Annotated in this window: 21 protein-coding genes, 2 tRNA genes, 2 rRNA genes and 1 riboswitch; of the genes, 22 read left to right on the forward strand and 3 right to left on the reverse strand. The window is 50.5% G+C overall.

Annotation, left to right across the window (positions count from 1 at the left end; translation table 11 throughout):
- The 13 genes from GCE9029_RS23115 to GCE9029_RS23170 all read left to right on the forward strand — a co-directional run.
- A 23S ribosomal RNA gene (locus GCE9029_RS23115) occupies positions 1–106 on the forward strand; the annotation flags it as partial.
- 120 nt (positions 107–226) lie between these two features.
- Positions 227–342: ribosomal RNA gene (gene rrf, locus GCE9029_RS23120) — 5S ribosomal RNA — on the forward strand.
- Between the two features lie 15 nt (positions 343–357).
- A tRNA-Asp gene (locus tag GCE9029_RS23125) sits at positions 358–434 on the forward strand.
- Positions 435–745: 311 nt separating this feature from the next.
- The gene (locus tag GCE9029_RS26960) at positions 746–880 is read left to right on the forward strand and encodes a hypothetical protein (protein WP_002541604.1); all 135 of its coding nucleotides are present in this window, start codon (positions 746–748) and stop codon (positions 878–880) included.
- Positions 881–966: 86 nt separating this feature from the next.
- Positions 967–1,043: transfer RNA gene (locus GCE9029_RS23130), tRNA-Trp, on the forward strand.
- A 269-nt stretch (positions 1,044–1,312) separates the two neighbouring features.
- A complete protein-coding gene (gene crcB, locus GCE9029_RS23135) occupies positions 1,313–1,696 on the forward strand; it encodes a fluoride efflux transporter CrcB (protein ID WP_062667493.1) in 384 nt (127 codons plus the stop codon).
- Positions 1,697–1,745: 49 nt separating this feature from the next.
- Positions 1,746–1,844: riboswitch (TPP riboswitch) on the forward strand.
- Between the two features lie 98 nt (positions 1,845–1,942).
- Entirely contained in the window at positions 1,943–3,856 is a 1,914-nt protein-coding gene (gene thiC / locus GCE9029_RS23140; protein WP_062667337.1) for a phosphomethylpyrimidine synthase ThiC, read from the forward strand.
- Positions 3,857–3,864: 8 nt separating this feature from the next.
- Complete coding sequence (gene thiE, locus GCE9029_RS23145) at positions 3,865–4,536, forward strand: thiamine phosphate synthase (RefSeq protein ID WP_062667339.1); 672 nt, start codon at positions 3,865–3,867, stop codon at positions 4,534–4,536.
- Positions 4,508–5,320 carry a HesA/MoeB/ThiF family protein gene (locus tag GCE9029_RS23150; protein WP_062667341.1) on the forward strand — a complete coding sequence of 271 codons (813 nt, stop codon included), beginning with the start codon at positions 4,508–4,510 and terminating at the stop codon, positions 5,318–5,320. Before thiE ends, GCE9029_RS23150 begins: the two co-directional genes overlap by 29 nt.
- Positions 5,304–5,504, forward strand: coding sequence for a sulfur carrier protein ThiS (thiS, locus tag GCE9029_RS23155; RefSeq protein ID WP_062667342.1), 201 nt, complete (start codon positions 5,304–5,306; stop codon positions 5,502–5,504). Before GCE9029_RS23150 ends, thiS begins: the two co-directional genes overlap by 17 nt.
- Before the next feature lie 2 nt (positions 5,505–5,506).
- Positions 5,507–6,277 carry a thiazole synthase gene (locus tag GCE9029_RS23160; protein WP_062667345.1) on the forward strand — a complete coding sequence of 257 codons (771 nt, stop codon included), beginning with the start codon at positions 5,507–5,509 and terminating at the stop codon, positions 6,275–6,277.
- 11 nt (positions 6,278–6,288) lie between these two features.
- On the forward strand, positions 6,289–7,401 hold the full coding sequence (gene thiH, locus GCE9029_RS23165; RefSeq protein WP_062667347.1) for a 2-iminoacetate synthase ThiH: 1,113 nt from the start codon (positions 6,289–6,291) through the stop codon (positions 7,399–7,401).
- Between the two features lie 119 nt (positions 7,402–7,520).
- Positions 7,521–7,889: a hypothetical protein gene (locus tag GCE9029_RS23170; protein ID WP_231870191.1), complete on the forward strand. Its 369-nt coding sequence runs from the start codon at positions 7,521–7,523 to the stop codon at positions 7,887–7,889.
- A 43-nt stretch (positions 7,890–7,932) separates the two neighbouring features.
- Here the strand turns inward: GCE9029_RS23170 and GCE9029_RS23175 are convergent, their stop codons facing one another.
- Entirely contained in the window at positions 7,933–9,720 is a 1,788-nt protein-coding gene (locus GCE9029_RS23175; protein ID WP_062667351.1) for an aminopeptidase P family protein, read from the reverse strand.
- 48 nt (positions 9,721–9,768) lie between these two features.
- Positions 9,769–10,740, reverse strand: coding sequence for a LysR substrate-binding domain-containing protein (locus GCE9029_RS23180; protein WP_062667353.1), 972 nt, complete (start codon positions 10,738–10,740; stop codon positions 9,769–9,771).
- A 99-nt stretch (positions 10,741–10,839) separates the two neighbouring features.
- Here GCE9029_RS23180 and GCE9029_RS23185 point away from each other — a divergent pair, with 99 nt between their 5' ends.
- On the forward strand, positions 10,840–12,036 hold the full coding sequence (locus GCE9029_RS23185; RefSeq protein ID WP_062667355.1) for a multidrug effflux MFS transporter: 1,197 nt from the start codon (positions 10,840–10,842) through the stop codon (positions 12,034–12,036).
- A 230-nt stretch (positions 12,037–12,266) separates the two neighbouring features.
- A complete protein-coding gene (tsrA, locus tag GCE9029_RS23190) occupies positions 12,267–12,557 on the forward strand; it encodes an H-NS-like global regulator TsrA (protein WP_002541590.1) in 291 nt (96 codons plus the stop codon).
- Here tsrA and GCE9029_RS23195 read toward each other — a convergent pair whose 3' ends face one another.
- Positions 12,558–13,439, reverse strand: a complete 882-nt coding sequence (locus tag GCE9029_RS23195; RefSeq protein WP_062667356.1) for a DMT family transporter — start codon at positions 13,437–13,439, stop codon at positions 12,558–12,560.
- A 139-nt stretch (positions 13,440–13,578) separates the two neighbouring features.
- On the opposite strand from GCE9029_RS23195, the gene rmuC reads away from it, so the two are divergent.
- The 7 genes from rmuC to tatC all read left to right on the forward strand — a co-directional run bounded on the left by rmuC (position 13,579) and on the right by tatC (position 20,006).
- On the forward strand, positions 13,579–15,099 hold the full coding sequence (gene rmuC, locus GCE9029_RS23200; RefSeq protein ID WP_062667358.1) for a DNA recombination protein RmuC: 1,521 nt from the start codon (positions 13,579–13,581) through the stop codon (positions 15,097–15,099).
- A 382-nt stretch (positions 15,100–15,481) separates the two neighbouring features.
- On the forward strand, positions 15,482–16,261 hold the full coding sequence (gene ubiE, locus GCE9029_RS23205) for a bifunctional demethylmenaquinone methyltransferase/2-methoxy-6-polyprenyl-1,4-benzoquinol methylase UbiE (RefSeq protein WP_062667361.1): 780 nt from the start codon (positions 15,482–15,484) through the stop codon (positions 16,259–16,261).
- Positions 16,262–16,271: 10 nt separating this feature from the next.
- A complete protein-coding gene (locus tag GCE9029_RS23210) occupies positions 16,272–16,895 on the forward strand; it encodes a ubiquinone biosynthesis accessory factor UbiJ (RefSeq protein WP_062667368.1) in 624 nt (207 codons plus the stop codon).
- Entirely contained in the window at positions 16,892–18,526 is a 1,635-nt protein-coding gene (gene ubiB, locus GCE9029_RS23215; protein WP_062667370.1) for a ubiquinone biosynthesis regulatory protein kinase UbiB, read from the forward strand. Before GCE9029_RS23210 ends, ubiB begins: the two co-directional genes overlap by 4 nt.
- Positions 18,527–18,609: 83 nt before the next feature.
- Positions 18,610–18,843: a Sec-independent protein translocase subunit TatA gene (gene tatA / locus GCE9029_RS23220; RefSeq protein WP_062667372.1), complete on the forward strand. Its 234-nt coding sequence runs from the start codon at positions 18,610–18,612 to the stop codon at positions 18,841–18,843.
- A 3-nt stretch (positions 18,844–18,846) separates the two neighbouring features.
- The gene (gene tatB / locus GCE9029_RS23225) at positions 18,847–19,209 is read left to right on the forward strand and encodes a Sec-independent protein translocase protein TatB (RefSeq protein ID WP_002541582.1); all 363 of its coding nucleotides are present in this window, start codon (positions 18,847–18,849) and stop codon (positions 19,207–19,209) included.
- Between the two features lie 35 nt (positions 19,210–19,244).
- On the forward strand, positions 19,245–20,006 hold the full coding sequence (tatC, locus tag GCE9029_RS23230) for a Sec-independent protein translocase subunit TatC (protein ID WP_062667374.1): 762 nt from the start codon (positions 19,245–19,247) through the stop codon (positions 20,004–20,006).
- Positions 20,007–20,023 lie beyond the last annotated feature (17 nt).

The raw sequence follows: 20,023 nt of genomic DNA on the forward strand, positions 1-20,023 counted from the left end.
AAGTCCTCTAAAGGGTTGTTGGAGACTACGACGTAGATAGGTCAGGTGTGTAAGCGCTGCGAGGCGTTGAGCTAACTGATACTAATTGCCCGTGAGGCTTAACCATACAACACCCAAGGGGTTTTGACGGACTCGAATAGAACCTTGAATGTGTAGAGAACACAGAAACAGCTTTCCAAGATTTTGGTTTTGACCTTTTTTAAAGGTGAAGACTTAGCAGAATTTGCTTGGCGACCATAGCGTTATGGACCCACCTGACTCCATGCCGAACTCAGTAGTGAAACGTAACAGCGCCGATGGTAGTGTGGGGTCTCCCCATGTGAGAGTAGGACATCGCCAGGCTTCCAATTTAAGTGTGGAGCGGTAGTTCAGTTGGTTAGAATACCGGCCTGTCACGCCGGGGGTCGCGGGTTCGAGTCCCGTCCGCTCCGCCACTTCTTAGAGAAACCTCAGCAGAAATGCTGAGGTTTTTTGCTATTTATCATATCCTGACCCTTGTCTTGAAGTTCAAACACAAGGCTGACCACACTTTTTGAGTGGATAAATGCTAATAAATTGATTTATAGGGATGCAACGCCTACATGTAATGTATTTAAAAGCATACATAGAGTGATTGTTGTTAACTTCCCTCACTTTTATTTATGCAATTAATGGAATACCTGTCAGTGGTTCTTATCACTGAGACTTTTTTTTTATACCATCGCGGTATTATCAGCTTATCTAATAGGGACAAAGGGATCACCAGATGAATGATTTGTCAGCTTTACTTCAAATGACATTGCTATGTAGTGCAATTGCAGCTTTGGTTGCAGGGCCTGCGGTGATTGCCTTGTTGGTATTTAACAAGTACAAGCAAAAAAATCTTGCCGAAGAATCATAAACTTGTATGAATTCTGTCCACTTGGTTTGGCTTTCCCCAATCAACACTGGCTATTTGACTGAGAACCATTAAAATAGCCTGCGTATAGGGGTGTAGCTCCAATTGGCAGAGCAGCGGATTCCAAATCCGCGTGTTGGGGGTTCGAATCCCTCCACCCCTGCCAAATTCGAAGCCTCAGCAGAGATGCTGGGGCTTTTTTATATATGGTATTTGGCTCTGCGAGCCAATTGTTGGGGGCTGGGGCGCCAGTCCGATCGAATCCCACCACCCTTGCCAAATTTGAAGCCTCAGCAGAAATGCTGAGGCTTTTTCGTATCTACTGCTCTCTAAACCAGTCCAACATTTGAATTGGCTAAGAGAACGCCTTAGCGAATACGCATTTTAAGGCGTATCATGTCAGCTTGGTTTCTGGATAACATGGGCCTAAACACCATGAATCAAGCAGTTTTACTTTTTTATATAGCCATTGGCGGAGCATTTGGTGCTTGCTCTCGTTATCTGATTTCTGAGCTCTGTGTTGTGTTACTAGGGCGCGGTTTTCCTTATGGTACTTTAACGGTTAATGTCGTTGGCTCATTTATCATGGGGCTACTCGTTGCAGCCTTAGAGCAGGAAGTCTTTTCTCCAGGTCCTTGGCGTCATCTCATCGGGCTAGGTTTTCTTGGGGCACTAACCACCTTTTCCACGTTTTCTATGGATAACGTTTTGCTGCTTCAACAGGGTGAGTGGTTCAAAATGGGTCTGAATGTTGTGCTGAATGTCGTTATCTGTATCTTTGCTGCTTGGGCAGGCTTTCAGTTGTTAATGCGCGGTTAATCACTTTGAGTGGTTGAGATAACGGAAAGCATTCCCTATACTCGTTCGCTGATACTTGTCGGAGTGCCATTTGGCTGAGACTGCGAAAGCAGGATCCGTTGAACCTGATCAGGCTAATACCTGCGAAGGGAACAAGAGAACAACAATTGTGGTGTTCTGGGATATTGATATCTATAAGTTTCGCCACACCTCTTGCTCAGCAAATCCGGCAAGCATTTATTCCCAAAAATATATTGGAGTAATGCTATGTCGAACCGTAAACAAGCCAGAAACGAAGCAAAAGCCTTTATCGACAACCTGTCGGTACAACCTTTTCCTAATTCTCTTAAAGTTCATGTAGAGGGCTCCCGTCCAGATATTCGGGTGGGCATGCGTGAAATCTCCCTAGCACCAAGCCTCATTGGTGGCACTAAAGATAATCCCCAGTTTGAAGAAAATGAGCCAGTTCGTGTTTACGACACATCGGGTGTGTATACCGATCCAGACTACGAAATTGACATCTATGCGGGTCTGCCAAAGCTACGAGAACGCTGGATAGAAGAGCGTAATGATACTGAACTCCTTGATGGAGTGACGTCAGACTTTGCCAAGACACGTTTGGATGATGACACACTGGATGAGCTTCGCTTTGGTAATCTACCGTCCGTGCGTCGAGCCCAAAATGGGCAGTGTGTTACCCAGCTACACTATGCACGTCGGGGCATCATTACTCCTGAAATGGAATACATCGCGATTCGTGAAAACATGGGTCGCCAGCAGTATGCAGATGAGCAACTGAACCGTCAGCATCCGGGTCAGAACTTTGGTGCTAACCTTCCAAAAGAAATTACGCCGGAATTTGTTCGTAAAGAAGTTGCGGAAGGCCGCGCGATCATTCCTTCCAATATTAACCACCCTGAATCTGAGCCAATGATCATTGGTCGCAATTTCCTGGTGAAAGTGAACGCGAATATTGGTAACTCATCAGTCACCTCATCGATTGAAGAGGAAACCGAGAAGTTGGTGTGGTCTACCCGCTGGGGCGCAGATACGGTCATGGATTTGTCGACTGGTCGAAACATCCATGAAACTCGCGAGTGGATCTTGAGAAATAGCCCTGTGCCAATCGGTACTGTTCCTATGTACCAGGCACTCGAGAAAGTAAATGGTATCGCTGAAAACCTGACGTGGGAAGTGATGCGCGATACCCTTATTGAACAGGCAGAGCAGGGTGTTGATTACTTCACTATCCACGCTGGTGTGCTGCTGCGCTACGTACCAATGACAGCTAAACGTGTTACCGGCATTGTCTCCCGTGGCGGCTCTATCATCGCCAAGTGGTGTTTAGCACACCATCAGGAAAGTTTCCTCTACACCCACTTCCGTGAGATTTGTGAGATCTGTGCGAAGTATGACGTGGCATTGTCGTTGGGCGATGGTCTGCGTCCGGGATCTATTGCCGATGCTAACGACGAAGCCCAGTTCTCAGAACTTCGTACTCTTGGTGAGTTGACCAAGGTGGCTTGGGAGTACGATGTTCAGGTAATGATTGAAGGCCCTGGCCACGTGCCAATGCACATGATCAAAGAAAACATGGAAGAGCAATTAGAGCATTGCCACGAAGCACCTTTCTATACCCTTGGACCTTTGACGACAGACGTTGCTCCGGGCTATGACCACATCACTTCAGGTATCGGTGCGGCAATGATCGGCTGGTTTGGCTGTGCCATGCTTTGCTACGTGACACCGAAAGAACATTTAGGGCTTCCGAATAAAGATGACGTGAAAGTCGGCCTGATTACCTACAAGCTCTGTGCTCACGCGGCTGATTTGGCGAAAGGACATCCTGGTGCTCAGGTTCGTGACAATGCCCTGTCTAAAGCGCGCTTCGAATTCCGTTGGGAAGATCAGTTTAACCTTGCGCTCGACCCAGATACTGCACGCGCTTATCACGATGAAACTCTCCCACAGGAGTCAGGCAAAGTGGCGCACTTCTGCTCCATGTGTGGCCCTAAATTCTGCTCAATGAAAATCAGTCATGAAGTTCGTGATTATGCTAAAGGCCTTGAGCTAGGCGAAGGCATTGAAGTGAAAATGCTGGAAGATCCACTTGAAGGCATGAAACAAAAATCGGCGGAATTTCTCGCCAAAGGCAGCGAACTTTACCACCAGAAAGCGTAGGAGGTGCTATGAACACCTCTCCCGTGTTTCCAAGGATGGACGGGGGCATAGGCCCTTTCTATCCGGTGGTTGATGATATTGCCCTGTTGAAGCGTTTGCTGGCGTTTGGTGTGCGTACGGTTCAGCTTAGGGTTAAAGATGCCAATCATCCTAACCTTGATGCCATGATCAAAGAGGCTGTTGCTTGCGGCCGTCTTTGTCAGGCTCAGGTATTTATCAACGATCACTGGGAAAAGGCTCTAGATGCCGGTGCATATGGGCTCCATCTGGGTCAGGACGACTTGAAATCGGCTGATCTGGATGCGATAGCCCATGCCGGTATTCGCCTTGGAGTGTCCACCCGAACATCTGATGAGCTGGAATTAGCCTTATCTCTTAACCCGAGCTATCTGGCTATAGGCCATATCTTCCCAACACCAACCAAACAGATGCCTACTCCACCCCAGGGCGTAGCGCAGTTGTCGAAGCATTTAGCGACAGTAGCAGGGAAAGTACCAACAGTGGCTATTGGTGGCATTGATATCGCTAAAGCCCCAGAAGTTTGGCAAAGCGGTGTGGATGCGATCGCCGTTGTGCGGGCGGTCACCCAGTCCTGTGATCTGGCGGCAACGCTTCAATCGTTCGCTGAGGTGCTGACAGAGGAGGCGAGAAATGAGCGTATCGTCGTCGAACAAAGCTAGTCTGTCAGACTGTGAGTTTGACCGTTACAGTCGCCAAATCATGTTGGATAACTGGGGCGAAGAGGCGCAACTGAAACTTTCTCAAGCCAAAGTACTGATAGTGGGGTGCGGCGGTCTTGGAACTGCGGCTTCGCAGTATTTGGCCGGGGCAGGAGTCGGGCAGTTAGTGCTGGCTGATGGCGATGTGCTGGAGCGTTCAAACTTGCCGAGGCAGGTTGCTTATCGTGAAAAGGACTTAGGCAAAGGTAAGGCGAAAGCGCTGAGTGAACAACTCAATGCGTTGAACAGCCTCATCCAATGTCGGCCCGTCACTCGTCAGCTAGATGGAATGGCGCTGGAGCTTGAAGCTTCCCTTGCCGATATCGTGCTTGATTGCAGCGACAACATGGCAACCAGGCAGGCGGTGAATGCCGCCTGCGTGAAATTGGGCAAGCCATTGATTTCTGGTGCAGGTATTGGTTGGCAAGGTCAACTGATGATTTTCGATTTCAGAACCTCTTCCTCACCTTGTTATCACTGCCTATTCCCCTCCTACCAGGACCCTCAATCGAGGAGTTGTCAGAGTGCAGGTGTTGTGGGGCCAGTGGTAGGCATTATCGGTAACTTTCAGGCATTAGAAGCGCTGAAGTTGCTGATAGGCGAATCTCTACCTGCGAGCTTTTATCAGTTTGATGGTCTGTCTCTATCGCTCAGAAAGATGCTGGTTCATCGCGATCCTGAGTGCGCCATTTGTCAGCCTCGCGCACTTCTAAATAAGGAGATCTCACATGCAGATCTGGCTTAATGATGAAGCCTACTTGCCAAAGACTGCCAGCGATTTGCTGGCATTGGTGAGTGAATTATCTCTACCTGAACAGTCGGTGGCGATAGCTCTGAACGGTGAAATTATCCCCCGTAGCCAGTGGCAATCTACACCACTGACTGAGGGTGTTCAGGTCGCTATGTTTCAAGCCATTGCCGGAGGTTAACCATGTTGAAAATTGCAGATAAAACATTTTCCTCTCGCCTGTTTACCGGAACAGGAAAGTTCTCAAGCACCCAGGTTATGGCAGAGAGTATCGTCGAAAGTGGCTCCGAGTTAGTTACCATGGCGCTAAAACGTGTCGATGTCCAAAAGCGTGATGATGACATTCTGGCGCCGCTGATTGCGTCGGGCGTGAATCTGTTACCTAACACGTCGGGTGCAAAAACCGCGAAAGAAGCCATTTTTGCCGCAAGACTTGCCCGTGAGGCGTTGGGAACTAACTGGCTGAAGCTCGAAATTCATCCTGATCCTAAATACCTGATGCCTGACCCAATTGAAACTTTGAAAGCGGCTGAAGCACTGGTCAAAGAAGGCTTTGTGGTGCTGCCATATTGCCACGCCGATCCTGTGCTTTGTAAGCATCTGGAAGAAGCTGGTTGTGCGGTCGTGATGCCGCTCGGTGCGCCTATTGGCAGCAATAAGGGTCTGGCATCAAGGGATTTTCTCGACATCATCATCGATCAGGCCAAAGTGCCAGTCGTGGTAGATGCGGGTATTGGAGCCCCTTCCCATGCTGCTGAAGCGATGGAAAAAGGTGCAGATGCTGTGCTGGTGAATACAGCTATTGCTGCGGCAGCTGACCCTGTCGCAATGGCAAAGGCCTTCAAGTTAGCCGTAGAAGCCGGTCGCATGGCCTATGAGGCAGGCTTGGCAGGGCAGGTACAACAAGCTGTCGCCTCCAGCCCACTCACCGCTTTTCTTGATGAGCTGGCGTGACGGGAGGAGATATGGCTTTTTCTGATCATTGGCGGACGCTCGATTGGGACGATATCCGCTTGTCCATTTACAGTAAAACAGAAGCGGATGTTCAGCGGGCATTGGCTAAGCCAAAGCGGAACTTGGAAGACTTTAAGGCGCTGATCTCGCCCGCTGCGGAGCCCTTCCTTGAAGCGATGGCGCAGCAAGCTGCAGCGCTGACCCGACGTCGATTCGGCTATACGGTCAATTTCTACGTGCCGCTTTATCTGTCGAACCTTTGTGCCAACGCTTGTACCTATTGTGGCTTTTCAATGGAAAATCGTATCAAGCGCCGTACCCTATCGCTGGATGACATTGAGCGCGAGTGCGAAGCGATTAAAGCAATGAACTTTGACAGCATTCTCTTGGTAACTGGTGAGCATCAAACCAAAGTGGGGATGGACTACTTTCGAACCTCTGTGCCTGCCATTAAGCAGCATTTCAGCTATCTCGCCATGGAGGTACAACCCATGGAAACGAAAGACTATGCTGAGCTTAAAGGTCTGGGTCTGGATGCAGTGATGGTCTATCAGGAAACCTATAATCGCTCGACCTATGCTGAACATCATCTGCGAGGTAACAAGACGGATTTTGCTTTTCGTCTTGATACCCCTGACAGGCTTGCCCAAGCAGGGATCGACAAGATTGGCATTGGGGCTCTGATTGGACTGGATGAGTGGCGAACGGATTGCTTCTTTGTCGCCAGTCACCTTGAGTACATGGAGCGCATCTACTGGCGAAGCCGTTACTCGATTTCCTTTCCAAGGCTACGTCCTTGTGAGGGGGCGGTACAGCCAAAGTCGGTGATGACGGACCGACAACTGGTTCAGCTTATCTGTGCCTACAGGTTGCTCAACTCAGAAGTGGAGCTTTCTTTATCGACCCGAGAGTCGCCTGAATTTCGGGATAAAGTATTGCCGCTTGGAATCACTTCGATGTCAGCTGCTTCGAAAACCCAGCCTGGTGGTTACGCCGATGATGAACCTGAGCTTGAGCAGTTTTCGGTTTCAGATGAGCGCAGTGCCAGTGCGGTGGCAACTGCGGTGAAAGCGGCCGGTTTTGAAGTGGTGTGGAAGGACTGGGAGCAGGGATACTCAGGTTGATGTGTCTTTCTTTTGATTCTTGGTGCAAAAGATATGGAGTCTGGCTTTGAATGCGAAATCATTCGTTTAAATTTGGGGCTAGAATGTTATTTGTTTCAGTTGGTTTCAAGGAAGATGTAATGAATAAAATAGTTATTGCGTTGTTTCTCAGCTCATTGCTCGCAGCTTGCATGGCAACAAAAGATAGTAGTCCTTATAAGCCTACGGCAAGTTCTGATGATATTGCTGAGGCTAAAGAAGCATTCGCGAACAATAAGTATGTTGATGTAGACGACAATGGTTTCATTGTTGTCAGTGATCGTGTCCCAAGTGGCTATAAGTGGGAAGAAACAGTCATGCGTCAGGTGGCCTATGAAACAGCTTGTGAAAAGCTTAAGGGGTTCATCGATAGAGGTTTTGTTGTCAATTTCTGGGCCAAAGGACGTGGTGGGAACTATACGTTTTACAATGATAAAAAATGTGCTGAAGGTGCGCCTACCAATCTATAAAAGAAGAGCGCCAAACGGCGCTCTTCTTTTTACTGTTAACCATCTAGCGTGAAAGGGCGGCAGTTGCCTGTTCAAGCCATTCCAAGTCCTCACCTTCCAATGATGGACTAACATCTTGCCACACTTTCTGGTGGTAATCGTTCCACCAAGCAATCTCGCTGTCAGTCAACAAAGATACATCCACCAAGCGGCGATCGATTGGAGCGCGGGTTAATGACTCAAAACCAAGCACAGTCATATCGCCTTGGGTTGGCGCTTCTACCACCAACTCCAGGTTTTCGATGCGGATACCAAAGGCATCGGCGCGGTAATAACCTGGCTCGTTCGACAGCACCATACCCGGTAGCAGTGCTACTGTGCTAGGGGCTTTGGAGATACGCTGCGGGCCTTCATGGACACTCAGGAAGTGACCTACGCCGTGGCCTGTGCCATGGTCGTAGTCGAAGCCGTTAGCCCACAGGTGCTGACGCGCCAGCGCATCCAGTTGGCTGCCAGCGGTACCCTTCGGAAAACGTGCAGTCGCTAGAGAGATGTGGCCTTTCAGTACCAGAGTGAAAGCTTGCTTCACTTCGTCTGAACACTCACCAATCGCAACAGTGCGGGTGATATCGGTCGTACCATCCGGATATTGACCGCCTGAGTCCACCAGATAGACATTGTTCATCTCCAGCTCGCCCGGCTCAGGCTGGTTCAGGTGGTTGTAGTGACACATAGCTGCATTGCCACCTGCTGCTGAAATAGTATCGAAGCTCAAATCTGCCAGTGTTTTATCCAGTTCACGGAAGCTGTATAGCTTGTCTGAAAGCTCAGCTTCGTTTGGCAGATTGCCTGCAGCGACTTCTTTATCCAGCCAGGCGAGGAAACGGCTGATTGCCACACCATCGCGGACATGGCTTGCTTTCATACCATCAATTTCGACCGCGTTTTTGGCCGCTTTTGGCAGCATGCATGGGTCTGCAGCGTGAACGATAATGGCACCGTTTTGATTCAGTACCTGACTTGCCCATGCATTGCTGGTTTGCGGGTCGACCAACACAGATTGGCCGGAGAGTGCAGCCAGAGCCGACTCCAGTACTTCTGGAGCTTGAACCGATACGCCTTCGCCCACATGTGCTGAGAAACCTTCTGGCAGGCGCGCAGGGTCGATAAACAGGGTGACTTCGCCTTTGGCATTGACGATAGCGCTGGCCAACACCACAGGCAGACGTGATACATCACCACCACGGATATTCAGAAGCCAACAGATGCTGTCGAGCTGACTTAAAAGCGCTGCATCAGCGCCAGATTTAGCAATCGCAGTACCGATTTCACGGCGTTTATCTTCGCTGTTTTGACCCACAATGTTGGTGCCCATCAGCCTTGCATCGGTCAGCAGGGGGGCAGGACGATCATGCCATGCAGTATCGACCGGGTTGGTATTTACACACACCAAATCCAGCTTACCCTCGACTTGTTTCTCTGCAGATGCCAGCCAGTTCGCGCTGTGAAGGCGTGGGTCAACGGCCACTTTGCTGCCTTTAGGCAGATTGTCTTGCAGCCATTGCAGTGCGGGCACTTCAATCAGATGACGGTATTCGAAAATGTCATCAGGCACTTGCTTGCGTACCTGTACCGTGTAGCGGCCATCAACAAACATTGCGGCTTTGTCTCGCGCGATAACAGCCGCGCCTGCTGAGCCAGTAAAACCTGTCGCCCAGTGGAGGCGTTCATTGTGCTCGGGGATGTATTCGCCGAGAAATTCGTCTTCATGAGGAATGATCAGAGCGTCCAGTGCCTGTTCTTCCAGCCAGCGTCTCAATGCATCGACGCGCTGCGCAATAATGGCGTGCATTCTTCGTCCTTATTTGGGTGATCGTATAGGGGTCTTTGGTTGTCTAAGCTATCTGTTTTCATCTGCCGCTGCAATTTCTGTCATATGTCGACAACGTGAAATAATCAGCTGCCGTAACCAGCTATGACCAGGATCGGATTGCTGACTTTGATGCCAGAACAGGGTATATGCCATGGGCGGTAAAGGTGTTGGCAATGACAACACGTGTAAATTGAGTTGCTTAGCGACGGCTGCTGCAAAATGCGCCGGCGCGGTAAACACCAGGTCGGTATGGGTGCAAAGGCTCGCCGCGCTATTGAAATCCGGCACATACATGGCGATATCACGTTCAATGCCCCGTTCTGCAAGTTTATAGTCAAGCAGCCAGCGATCGCTGCCGTCACACCTGACCTGAACATGTCGCTGTTTCAGGTAGGTATCCAAATCCCATTTTGCTTCTTTTAGCACGGGGTGATCTTTTCTCACAATCACCCGTTGCTCATCCTGATAAAGCTCCTCATAGATAATGCCTTTCGGCGGCATCATCGTCAGCATGGCGTCAGCAGGGTTTAGGTCTTTTCCTGTAATGCCAAAATCTACCTCACCACGTGCCATGGCGTCGAAAGTTTGCCCGCTCCAAGCTTGGGTATCCAGCGTGATTGAGGGAGCTGCGTCGAGGATTTCACCTAAAAATCGGGGAAGAAGCAGGGGATAGGCACTTTCGACCAGTGAGAAGTGAAAACGGCGATCGCTGGTTGCCGGGTTGAATTCATCCGAGACTGTCAGCCCTTCAATGTGCCCTAGCAGGCTTTTCAGTCCCGGTTTTAAGGACAAGGCCTTCGGCGTTGGGTAAAGGCCACGGGAAGTGCGGTTGAACAAAGGGTCATCAAACTGTTCGCGAAGCTTGGCGAGGTTTTTACTGACCGCGGATTGACTGAGATGAAGACGCTGCGCAGCCCGGGTGACGTTGCTCTCTTCCAGTAACACATGAAGACAGATCAGCAGGCTGAGATCGTAACGAAGAAGTTGGTTGAGGTTCATTAAGTATTATTCCTTATGGGAATGTCTGACCTGAATATAAACCATTTTTGTTCATATCAAAATCACACTACACTCCGCCCATTGAATCAGGAGAATCTTATGTCTACCCCTTCTTCCAAGCCTGATAGCCGACTTGTGGCACTCATGGTCCTGCTGGTGCTTTTCAGCCCACTGGCAATCGATATTTACTTGCCTGCCATGCCACTGATGGCGGCAGAGTTTGATGTGGCCTCTACCCGAATTCAAGACACCATTTCCTGGTTTATGGTGAGTCTGGGTCTTGGCCAGCTTTTAGCTGGACCTTTGGCAGACCGTTATGGTCGCCGCCCAGTCGCGATTGCCGGTATTGTGATTTACAGCTTGAGCTCGGGCTTTGCCTGGGTTGCAAGCTCGCTGGATGCGCTGCTTTTTGCCCGTCTGATGCAAGGTGCAGGCGCTTGTGCGACCTCTGTATGTGCATTCGCTGCCGTGCGTGACAGTTTTGGCGGTAAACGAAGCGGGCAGATGATCAGCTACCTTAACGGCGCTATCTGTTTCATTCCTGCACTGGCACCACTTTTGGGCGCATGGCTAACTGCTCAGTTTGGCTGGCGTTCAAACTTCAGCTTTATGATGGCGTATGCGCTGGTGGCCTTAGTGTTGGTATTGACCCTGTTCCGTGAAACCCGTCCGGCAGACACGGACAGCAGCGGCAAACTGCTGAGCCCTTCGCGTTACTGGCAGGTTTTGAAAGAGCCAGTGTTTGTGTATCACGCTGTGCTTTGCATGCTGGCGATGTCGGTGATCCTGGCTTACGTCACCTCAGCACCGGTTCGTCTGATTAATGGCCTTGGCCTTACTATGGAGCAATTCACCCTGTGGTTTGGTGTCAATGCGGTGCTGAACATCACAGCATCCATGACGGCGCCAAAAGTGATGGATAAATTTGGTAGCCGTAAAACCCTGAATGCCGGCATGTTGCTGCTGGTGTTTGCAGGTTGCCTGATGGCTGCACTCAGCACCACACAAGCTGCGTGGGCATTTATGGTACCTGTCTTCCTATCATCATTTGGTTTCGCCTGGATTCTGGGCTCAGCAGCGGGTAAAGCGCTGGAGCCGTTTGGTCAACGCGCGGGCACGGCAGCCGCTTTGCTGGGTCTTTTCCAGATGAGTGGTGCAGGTGTGTTGGTTAGCCTGACACAACGCGCAGGTCTTTCTGAGCCACACCTTCTGGTCTTTCATATGTTGCTGCTGGCACCAGGCCTTTTGCTGCTGTGGTCGTCGAAAGGTAAACGCTGGCATACCGCAGAAGCGTAAAACTTAGCGAATTCACTAATAAGACGCGAAAAGCGCGACGGTCTCGACAACCGTTATTCCACCATTTACCCGTTAATTGCTCATTAGCGGGTATTTTTTTGTTGCTTATTTGGCTTGGGAAGTATATTTAGTGTGCGAATTTCTCAGATCTTCCCGATTTCGGGGTGCCAGCCAAATCAAAGGCTGTTCGCACACTCCTTCGTAAATACATACACAGGCAGTTAAATATTATGTCGATGTCGACAATTGAATTAGCTCGTCATCTGGAGATGCTAGAAGAATCTCCGGAAAAAATGATGTTCGGTAAATTGCTCACTGAATTGAGCGGCATGAGTGAAGAGCGCGTAAAAAGCGCTGCGCGTCAGGTGCCAATCAGTGGTCTTCGCGAGCTGGTGCACCAGTTCAATAAAGTGATTGATGAGCGCAAAGGTGAGCGTGTGCTGGAATTGGCGCAAGAGCTGGCAAACGACGGTATTTCTGTCGATGAGCTGCGCGACTATCTCGCGCAGCGCAGCGCCTGATTATTTCGTTTTCCCTTTTCGCTGCTGAATCAGCAAACCGACAACAATCATCACTAGACCGATTAAGGTCGTTGGATGAATTTGTTCTCCAATAATTTGCGACAGCAAGATCAGCGAAATAAAAGGTGAAATAAAGATCAGGTTACTGATCTTGGCGGTATTAGTGGCAAGCTTCATGGCATTGAGCCAAAGCACAAAAGTAATGCCCATCTCGAACAGACCGACATAAGTCACTGCCGCCCAGCCTTGCCATGGAATGCCACTCCAGTCGCTGGTGTAAAGGCTAAGTCCAATCGAAAACGGCAAAGAAAGTAAGAAACCAAGCAGTAACCCAATCACTGGGTCGGCTTGGTTTTTTGCGTTCAAAATCCAGTAACCCGCCCACAAAACCGTGGAAAGCAGCGCCAACCCCACACCCAATGGGCTGTCGAATTGCAGGCCAAATATATCCCCTTTGGTGGCAATGACCACCACACCGGCATAACCCAGCGCCGCAGCAATCCAATCCTGTTTACGAATTTTCTGGCCTAGGAATACCGCTGCCATCAGCGTCAGGGTGATCGCCCAGCTGTAGTTCAATGGCTGCGCGAGGGAAGCGGGCAACAAATCATAAGCTTTGAACAGCACCAGATAATAAATGAGCGGGTTGATAAGCCCGAGCAGCAGATAATACAGCGGTCGTTTGGCAAAGGTAGACGTCAACAGGTGCAATTTGCCCTGAAAGCCTGCCACTGCAGCCAGAGAAATTGCCGATACCACGCTGGCGGCGGCCAGCATCTGAATCGGAGTCATATAGCTAAGGGTGATTTTAAAAGCCGTCGCGACGGTCGACCAAAGGAGCACCGCAGCCAATCCGTAGCCAATCGCTAGGCGGTCGTTCATAGGAGAATCACTTATAAAAAATGAGGGAGAGAATGCGGCAGTCTAGAGCAAGATCTGCTCAATAGAAAAGCTGGACATTTATCCAGTGTCTGATTAGCCTTCAATACAGTTAGCGTATTGGAAATAAAAGGGTATCGACATGCAGCTTGAAGCGCTGTTTTCAGACAGTCTGGTATGGATGGCAGCAGGGGCTGGCGCGGGTGTCACGGCGTTGTTGGCAGCGCTATACCACCGTATGGCAAAACAAAATCTTCAGGCCTTGCATGAGCAATTGCGGGAAGCTGACGAAAAGCACAACCAGTCTGAGATTGGTCGGCTGAAAGGCGAAAACCAGACCTTGCAGGATGAGCTTGATGGCATGGATCTGGAACGTGATCGCTTAAGCTCTGAGCTTCGCACTCAATATGGCAAGCTCGCGGCAGCGGCCGAAAAGCTGCGCCAGATGGAAACCCTGCGCGCCGAAAAAGCCCAATTGGCCGATACCGTTGAGAACCTTCGTGATACCAAAGCCGCACTGGAATTGACCCTTCGCGAGCAGCAAACCCGAACTGAAGAGCAACTTGAAGCCGCAGAAGAGAAAATCAAACTGCTGGAAGGGGCGGAGGAGCGTCTTCGCGTTCAGTTCGAGGCGCTCGCCAACAAAGTTTTTGACCACAAAACCCGCACTGTGGATGAGCAAAATCGCCAGAGTCTCGAATCTCTCTTGAGTCCTTTGAAAAACGAGCTGGAAGGTTTCCGTAAGCAAGTCAGTGACAGCTTTGGCGAACAGGCCAAAGAGCGCCACACCCTGGTGCATGAAATCAAAAACCTCCAGCAGCTTAACGAAGCCATGACCCGTGAAGCGGTGAACCTGACTCAGGCGCTCAAAGGTGACAACAAGCAGCAAGGCAACTGGGGGGAAGTGGTTCTTGCCCGTGTGCTGGAAGAATCCGGCCTTCGTGAAGGCTATGAGTACGAGACTCAGGTCAGCCTTGAGAACGAGCAGGGTAAACGCTACCAGCCGGATGTCATCGTACGCCTGCCGCAAGGGAAGGATGTGGTAATTGATGCCAAGATGGCACTGGTGGCGTATGAACGTTATTACCACGCCGAATCGCTGGTGGATAAAGACAGCGCACTGCGTGAGCACATTGCCGCCATTCGCGGTCATATCCGTGGCCTTGGCCGCAAGGATTATCATCAGCTTCATGGCATTCAAAGCCTCGATTATGTGCTGATGTTCATTCCTGTTGAACCTGCGTTCCAGATTGCCATCGAGGCAGAGCCTTCCCTTATCCGAGAAGCGCTGGACCACAACATCATGTTGGTGAGCCCAACCACTTTGCTGGTGGCGCTCCGCACCATCAATAATCTGTGGCGCTTTGAGCATCAGAACCAGAATGCCCGCGTGATTGCAGAAAAAGCCGGCAAGCTTTACGACAAAATTCGTCTGTTTGTGTCGGACATGGAAGCCATGGGCTCGGCACTCGATAAAGCGTCAGACAGCTATCAAAACGCCGTGAACAAGCTTTCCAGCGGGCGTGGCAACATTCTGCGTCAGGCCGAGAGCTTTAAAACGCTGGGTGTGGAAGTGAAGCGCGATATCAGTCCGGCTATGCTGAAAAGAGATACGACAGAAGAGAATGATGATGTTGTGACCTTACCCGTCTCAAAGGATTAAACGGACAGTCACTTGGCGCACTAAGCGCTTTGAGCATGCTCTGCATCATGCTCAAATAACCGCATGAAGGCGAGTTCAGCGAGTAGTAATTGGCTTTCAAACAAGGCGTGGATTTGAAGGCGTAGTGGGCTACATCGAAAAGCCACAACGAAGTGTGGAAGCCAATTAAACTCGCCCTTCGGGAGTGATTCAGCACGCCCTCTTCGGTGTCAAACGCCTTTGAAGTGGCTCACCATTTCCGCAGGCGTTTTCCTTGAAGTGGGCGTGCTGTTATCACTCTGAACAGCGCTTCTTGTGGTTGTTTGAGCATGTAAAGTACACTAAGCGCAAAAATATCGGGCGTTTTCTTCTTTTCCGGCCCGGTGTTACTCAGGGGTTAATAATGACAGATATGACACAGGGCGTGACGCAAGACGCGGAACAGAATACCACCCACTTTGGCTTCAAGACCGTCGCTAAAGATGAGAAAGCCGGTATGGTTGCCAGCGTCTTTCACAATGTGGCGGCAAAGTACGACATTATGAACGATGTGATGTCCATGGGTATTCACCGTATCTGGAAACGCTTTACTATTGATTGCAGCGGTGTGCGTCCGGGCCATCGTGTCCTCGACCTGGCTGGCGGTACTGGCGACCTGACGGCTAAATTCTCCCGCATCGTGGGCGAGAAAGGTCAGGTGGTGTTGGCAGACATCAACAACTCTATGTTGAATGTCGGTCGCGACAAACTGCGCGATCTGGGTATCGTCGGCAACGTAAATTACGTGCAGGCGAACGCAGAAGAGCTGCCATTCCCTGATAACCACTTTGATTGCATCACCATTGGCTTTGGTCTTCGTAACGTCACTGACAAAGACAAAGCGCTGCGCTCAATGTACCGCGTACTGAAGCCGGGTGGCCGTCTGCTGGTGTTGGAATTCTCCAAGCCAATCGTTGAGCCACTGTCAAAAGTCTATGATGCCTACTCTTTCCACCTGCTGCCGAAAATGGGCGAAATTATCGCGAATGACGGTGAAAGCTACCGTTATTTGGCAGAATCTATCCGCATGCACCCCGATCAGGACACCCTGAAAGGCATGATGGAAGAAGCAGGTTTCGAGCAAACCAAATACTTCAACCTGACCGGTGGCATTGTTGCCCTGCACCGCGGCTACAAATTCTAAGGGGTCGGGAATGCCATTAGACCCATTAGTCACCGCCGTTGTTGAGACCAGCTTAAATACCCTGCTCAAGCAGGATGTAGAGAGCCAACGCCGACTGGCGAGGCTTAAAGGCAAAGTGCTGCGTGTGCGCCTGACAGACATCAGCAAGCAATTGGTGTTTGTGTTCAGCCAGCAAATCGATGTACTGGCGGATTTTGAAGGTGACGCAGACTGCGACTTGGCATTGACCATTTCCGTTGCGCCACAGCTGAAAGACAAAGCCAACCTGACCAAGCTCATCAAAGAAGACAAATTGCATCTGGACGGTGATATCGATGTCGCCCAGCAATTTTCCAACCTTCTGAATGGCCTTAACCCGGACATCGCAGAGTGGCTATCGCATTACACCGGTGATGTGGTCGCACACACCCTGGTTCGAGGTGCCCAGCAAGGGTTGGCATTTCTTAAGCAGATGACCGAGCGTAACCAGCGCTATGTTGGTGAGCTGGTGGTCGAAGAGTGGCGACTGGCACCGGGTGCGCTGGAAGTGGCCTATTTTGCCGATCAAGTCGATGATGTTCAGAGTCAGGCTTCCCGCCTGTCAGCCCGACTTGAAGCATTCGAAAAGAAATTGGCTGAGGTGGAGAGCGCATGACACCCAGCGAAATCCGCCGCCTCTACAAAATTACCCAAGTCCAGCTCAGTTACGGACTGGATGAACTGTTGCCGGACCAGCCGATAACCCGTGGCCCGCAATTTATGCGCAAAATGCTGTTCTGGATGAAGAATCAACATCCGGACAAGCAACTCGGTGAGCGCCTGCGTTTGGCGCTTCAAGAGTTGGGCCCTGTGTGGATCAAGTTCGGCCAGATGATGTCGACCCGCCGTGACCTTTTTCCGCCTGCGATTGCTGACCAGCTTGCTTTGCTGCAAGACCAAGTTGAACCGTTTGATGGCAAGCTTGCAAAAGCGCAAATGGAAAAAGCCCTTGGTGGTCCGCTGGAAAACTGGTTTGACGATTTCAGCGAAATTCCGCTGGCATCTGCCTCGATTGCACAGGTTCATACTGCGACATTGAAGGAAAACGGTCGCGAAGTCGTGCTCAAGGTGATCCGCCCTGACATCCTCCCTGTCATTCAGGCTGACATCAAACTCATGTACCGCATGGCGCGTATGGTCGCGCGTTTCCTGCCGGAAGCAAGACGCTTAAAGCCGGTGGAAGTGGTGCGTGAGTACGAAAAGACCTTGCTCGACGAGCTGGATCTGATGCGTGAAGCGGCCAATGCGATTCAGCTTCGCCGCAACTTTGAAAACGATCATATTCTCTATGTGCCAGAAGTGTTCAGCGATTATTGTCGCTCGAGCCTGATGGTGTCTGAGCGCATCTATGGCATTCAGGTGTCTGATATCGAAGGGCTGAAAGCTAACGGCACCGATCTCAAGCTTCTGGCTGAGCGCGGCGTGCAGGTCTTTTTCACCCAGGTATTCCGAGACAGTTTCTTCCATGCCGACATGCACCCGGGCAATGTGTTCGTTTCCTATGAGCACCCGGAAGACCCACAGTGGATTGGTCTGGATTGCGGCATTGTTGGTACGCTGAACCGTGAAGATAAACGTTATCTTGCGGAAAACTTCCTCGCTTTCTTCAACCGTGACTACCGCAAAGTCGCCGAACTGCACGTTGATTCAGGCTGGGTGCCGCACGATACCAATGTCGATGAGTTCGAATTTGCTATCCGTACCGTGTGTGAGCCAATTTTCGAAAAACCATTGTGCGATATTTCATTTGGGCATGTGCTGCTGAACCTGTTTAACACCGCGCGCCGCTTTAACATGGAAGTGCAGCCTCAGTTGGTTCTACTGCAGAAAACACTGCTTTATGTGGAAGGGTTGGGGCGCCAACTCTATCCGCAACTGGATTTGTGGGATACCGCCAAGCCGTTCCTTGAGGATTGGATGTCACGTCAGGTTGGCCCTCAGGCTGTGATCAACGCCATCAAAGAAAGAGCGCCGTTCTGGGCGGAGAAACTGCCCGAGTTGCCAGAGCTGGTTTACGACAGCCTTAAACAAGGCCGTCAGGTTAACCAGCGAATGGATGCCATGTACCGCGAATTTATGCTGGCGCGTAAGCAGCAAAACCGAGCCCGCTTCCTGATGGGTGTTGGCGCTACACTGCTGGTGACTTCTGCCATACTGTATAGCAATCAGGTAGAACTTTTACCTCAGTTGACCGGTGGCACCGCGCTGTTTAGCTGGTTATTTGCATGGCGCGCATTTAATAAGTGAAATTAAAGAAATAAGTTGTAACATTGAGGGGATAAACTCCGGTTACTTTTTTATTCACCACATAACGCAGAGGTAACACTAGCATGGGTGGTATTAGTATTTGGCAACTGCTGATCGTAGCAGTCATCGTTATTCTTCTGTTCGGAACCAAAAAGCTGCGTAACATCGGTGGCGACTTGGGTTCGGCGGTAAAAGGCTTCAAGAAAGCCATGTCTGACGAAGACAAAAAAGATGCTGATTTCGGCCAGGAAAAACTGGAAGAAAAAGGCAACAACACAGCTCAAAAAAGCGAAGCGAAAGACAAAGAGCAGGCATAATCCGTGTTTGATATCGGTTTTTGGGAGCTGATCCTGATCGCCGTTGTCGGTCTGGTGGTGCTCGGTCCCGAACGTTTACCTGTGGCCATCCGCAATGTGTCCCGATGGGTGGGTGCGGCGCGTAGAATGGCAGGCTCCGTGAGAGATGAGCTCGAACAAGAGCTGAAAATCCAGGAGCTTCAGGAGAACCTGAAAAAAGCCGAGCAGATGGGTATGCAAAACCTGTCACCAGATCTGCAACAGTCTGTAGATGAGCTAAAAAAAGCAGCGGAAGATGTTCAGCGCCCTTACGCCCCGAAAAGCGAAAGTGAGCCTGCTGCAGACGCTGCCAATGCTTCCAGCCCAACCAAGGATAAGACCGAGTAAGGTTTTATCCGGGCTTCAGTTTTTGTCGAGAAACTATGTCATCTGTTGAAGATACCCAACCGCTCATCAGCCATCTTACCGAGCTGAGAGATCGTCTGCTGCGTGCATTGCTGGCTGTGCTGGTGGTGTTCCTGGCACTGGTTTACTTTGCCAACGACATTTACACCTTCATTTCCGAGCCACTGGTTTCCCAGTTGCCGGAAGGTACCAGCATGATTGCGACGGATGTGGCCTCGCCCTTCTTCACACCCATCAAGCTGACCTTGGTGGTGTCGGTGTTCATTGCGGTGCCGATGATCCTCTATCAGGTCTGGGCATTTGTCGCTCCGGGCCTTTATAAGCATGAAAAGCGCCTGATTTTCCCGCTGTTAGCCTCCAGTTCATTGCTGTTTTACTGCGGTGTGGGGTTTGCTTACTTCGTGGTTTTCCCACTGGTATTTGGCTTTTTTACCTCGATCGCGCCGGTGGATGTTCAGATAGCCACAGACATTGCCAGCTATCTGGATTTCATTCTGGCGCTGTTTATGGCCTTTGGTCTGGCGTTTGAGATCCCGGTAGCGATTTTGCTGCTGACCTGGACGGGTGCGGTGGAGCCTGATGATCTGCGCAAGAAGCGCCCATACATCGTTGTAGCGGCGTTTGTGGTCGGTATGCTGCTAACACCACCAGACATCATTTCGCAGACGCTTCTGGCGATCCCTATGTGTCTGCTGTTTGAAGTCGGTCTTTTCTTCTCCCGCTTCTACAAACCGCGCGGTGAAGAAAACGAAGAGAATGAAGAGCAAAGCCAGGGTTAATCTGAGCGTGTGCTGAA

The sequence above is a fragment of the Grimontia celer genome, assembly GCF_900055185.1.
GTDB lineage: Bacteria > Pseudomonadota > Gammaproteobacteria > Enterobacterales > Vibrionaceae > Enterovibrio > Enterovibrio celer.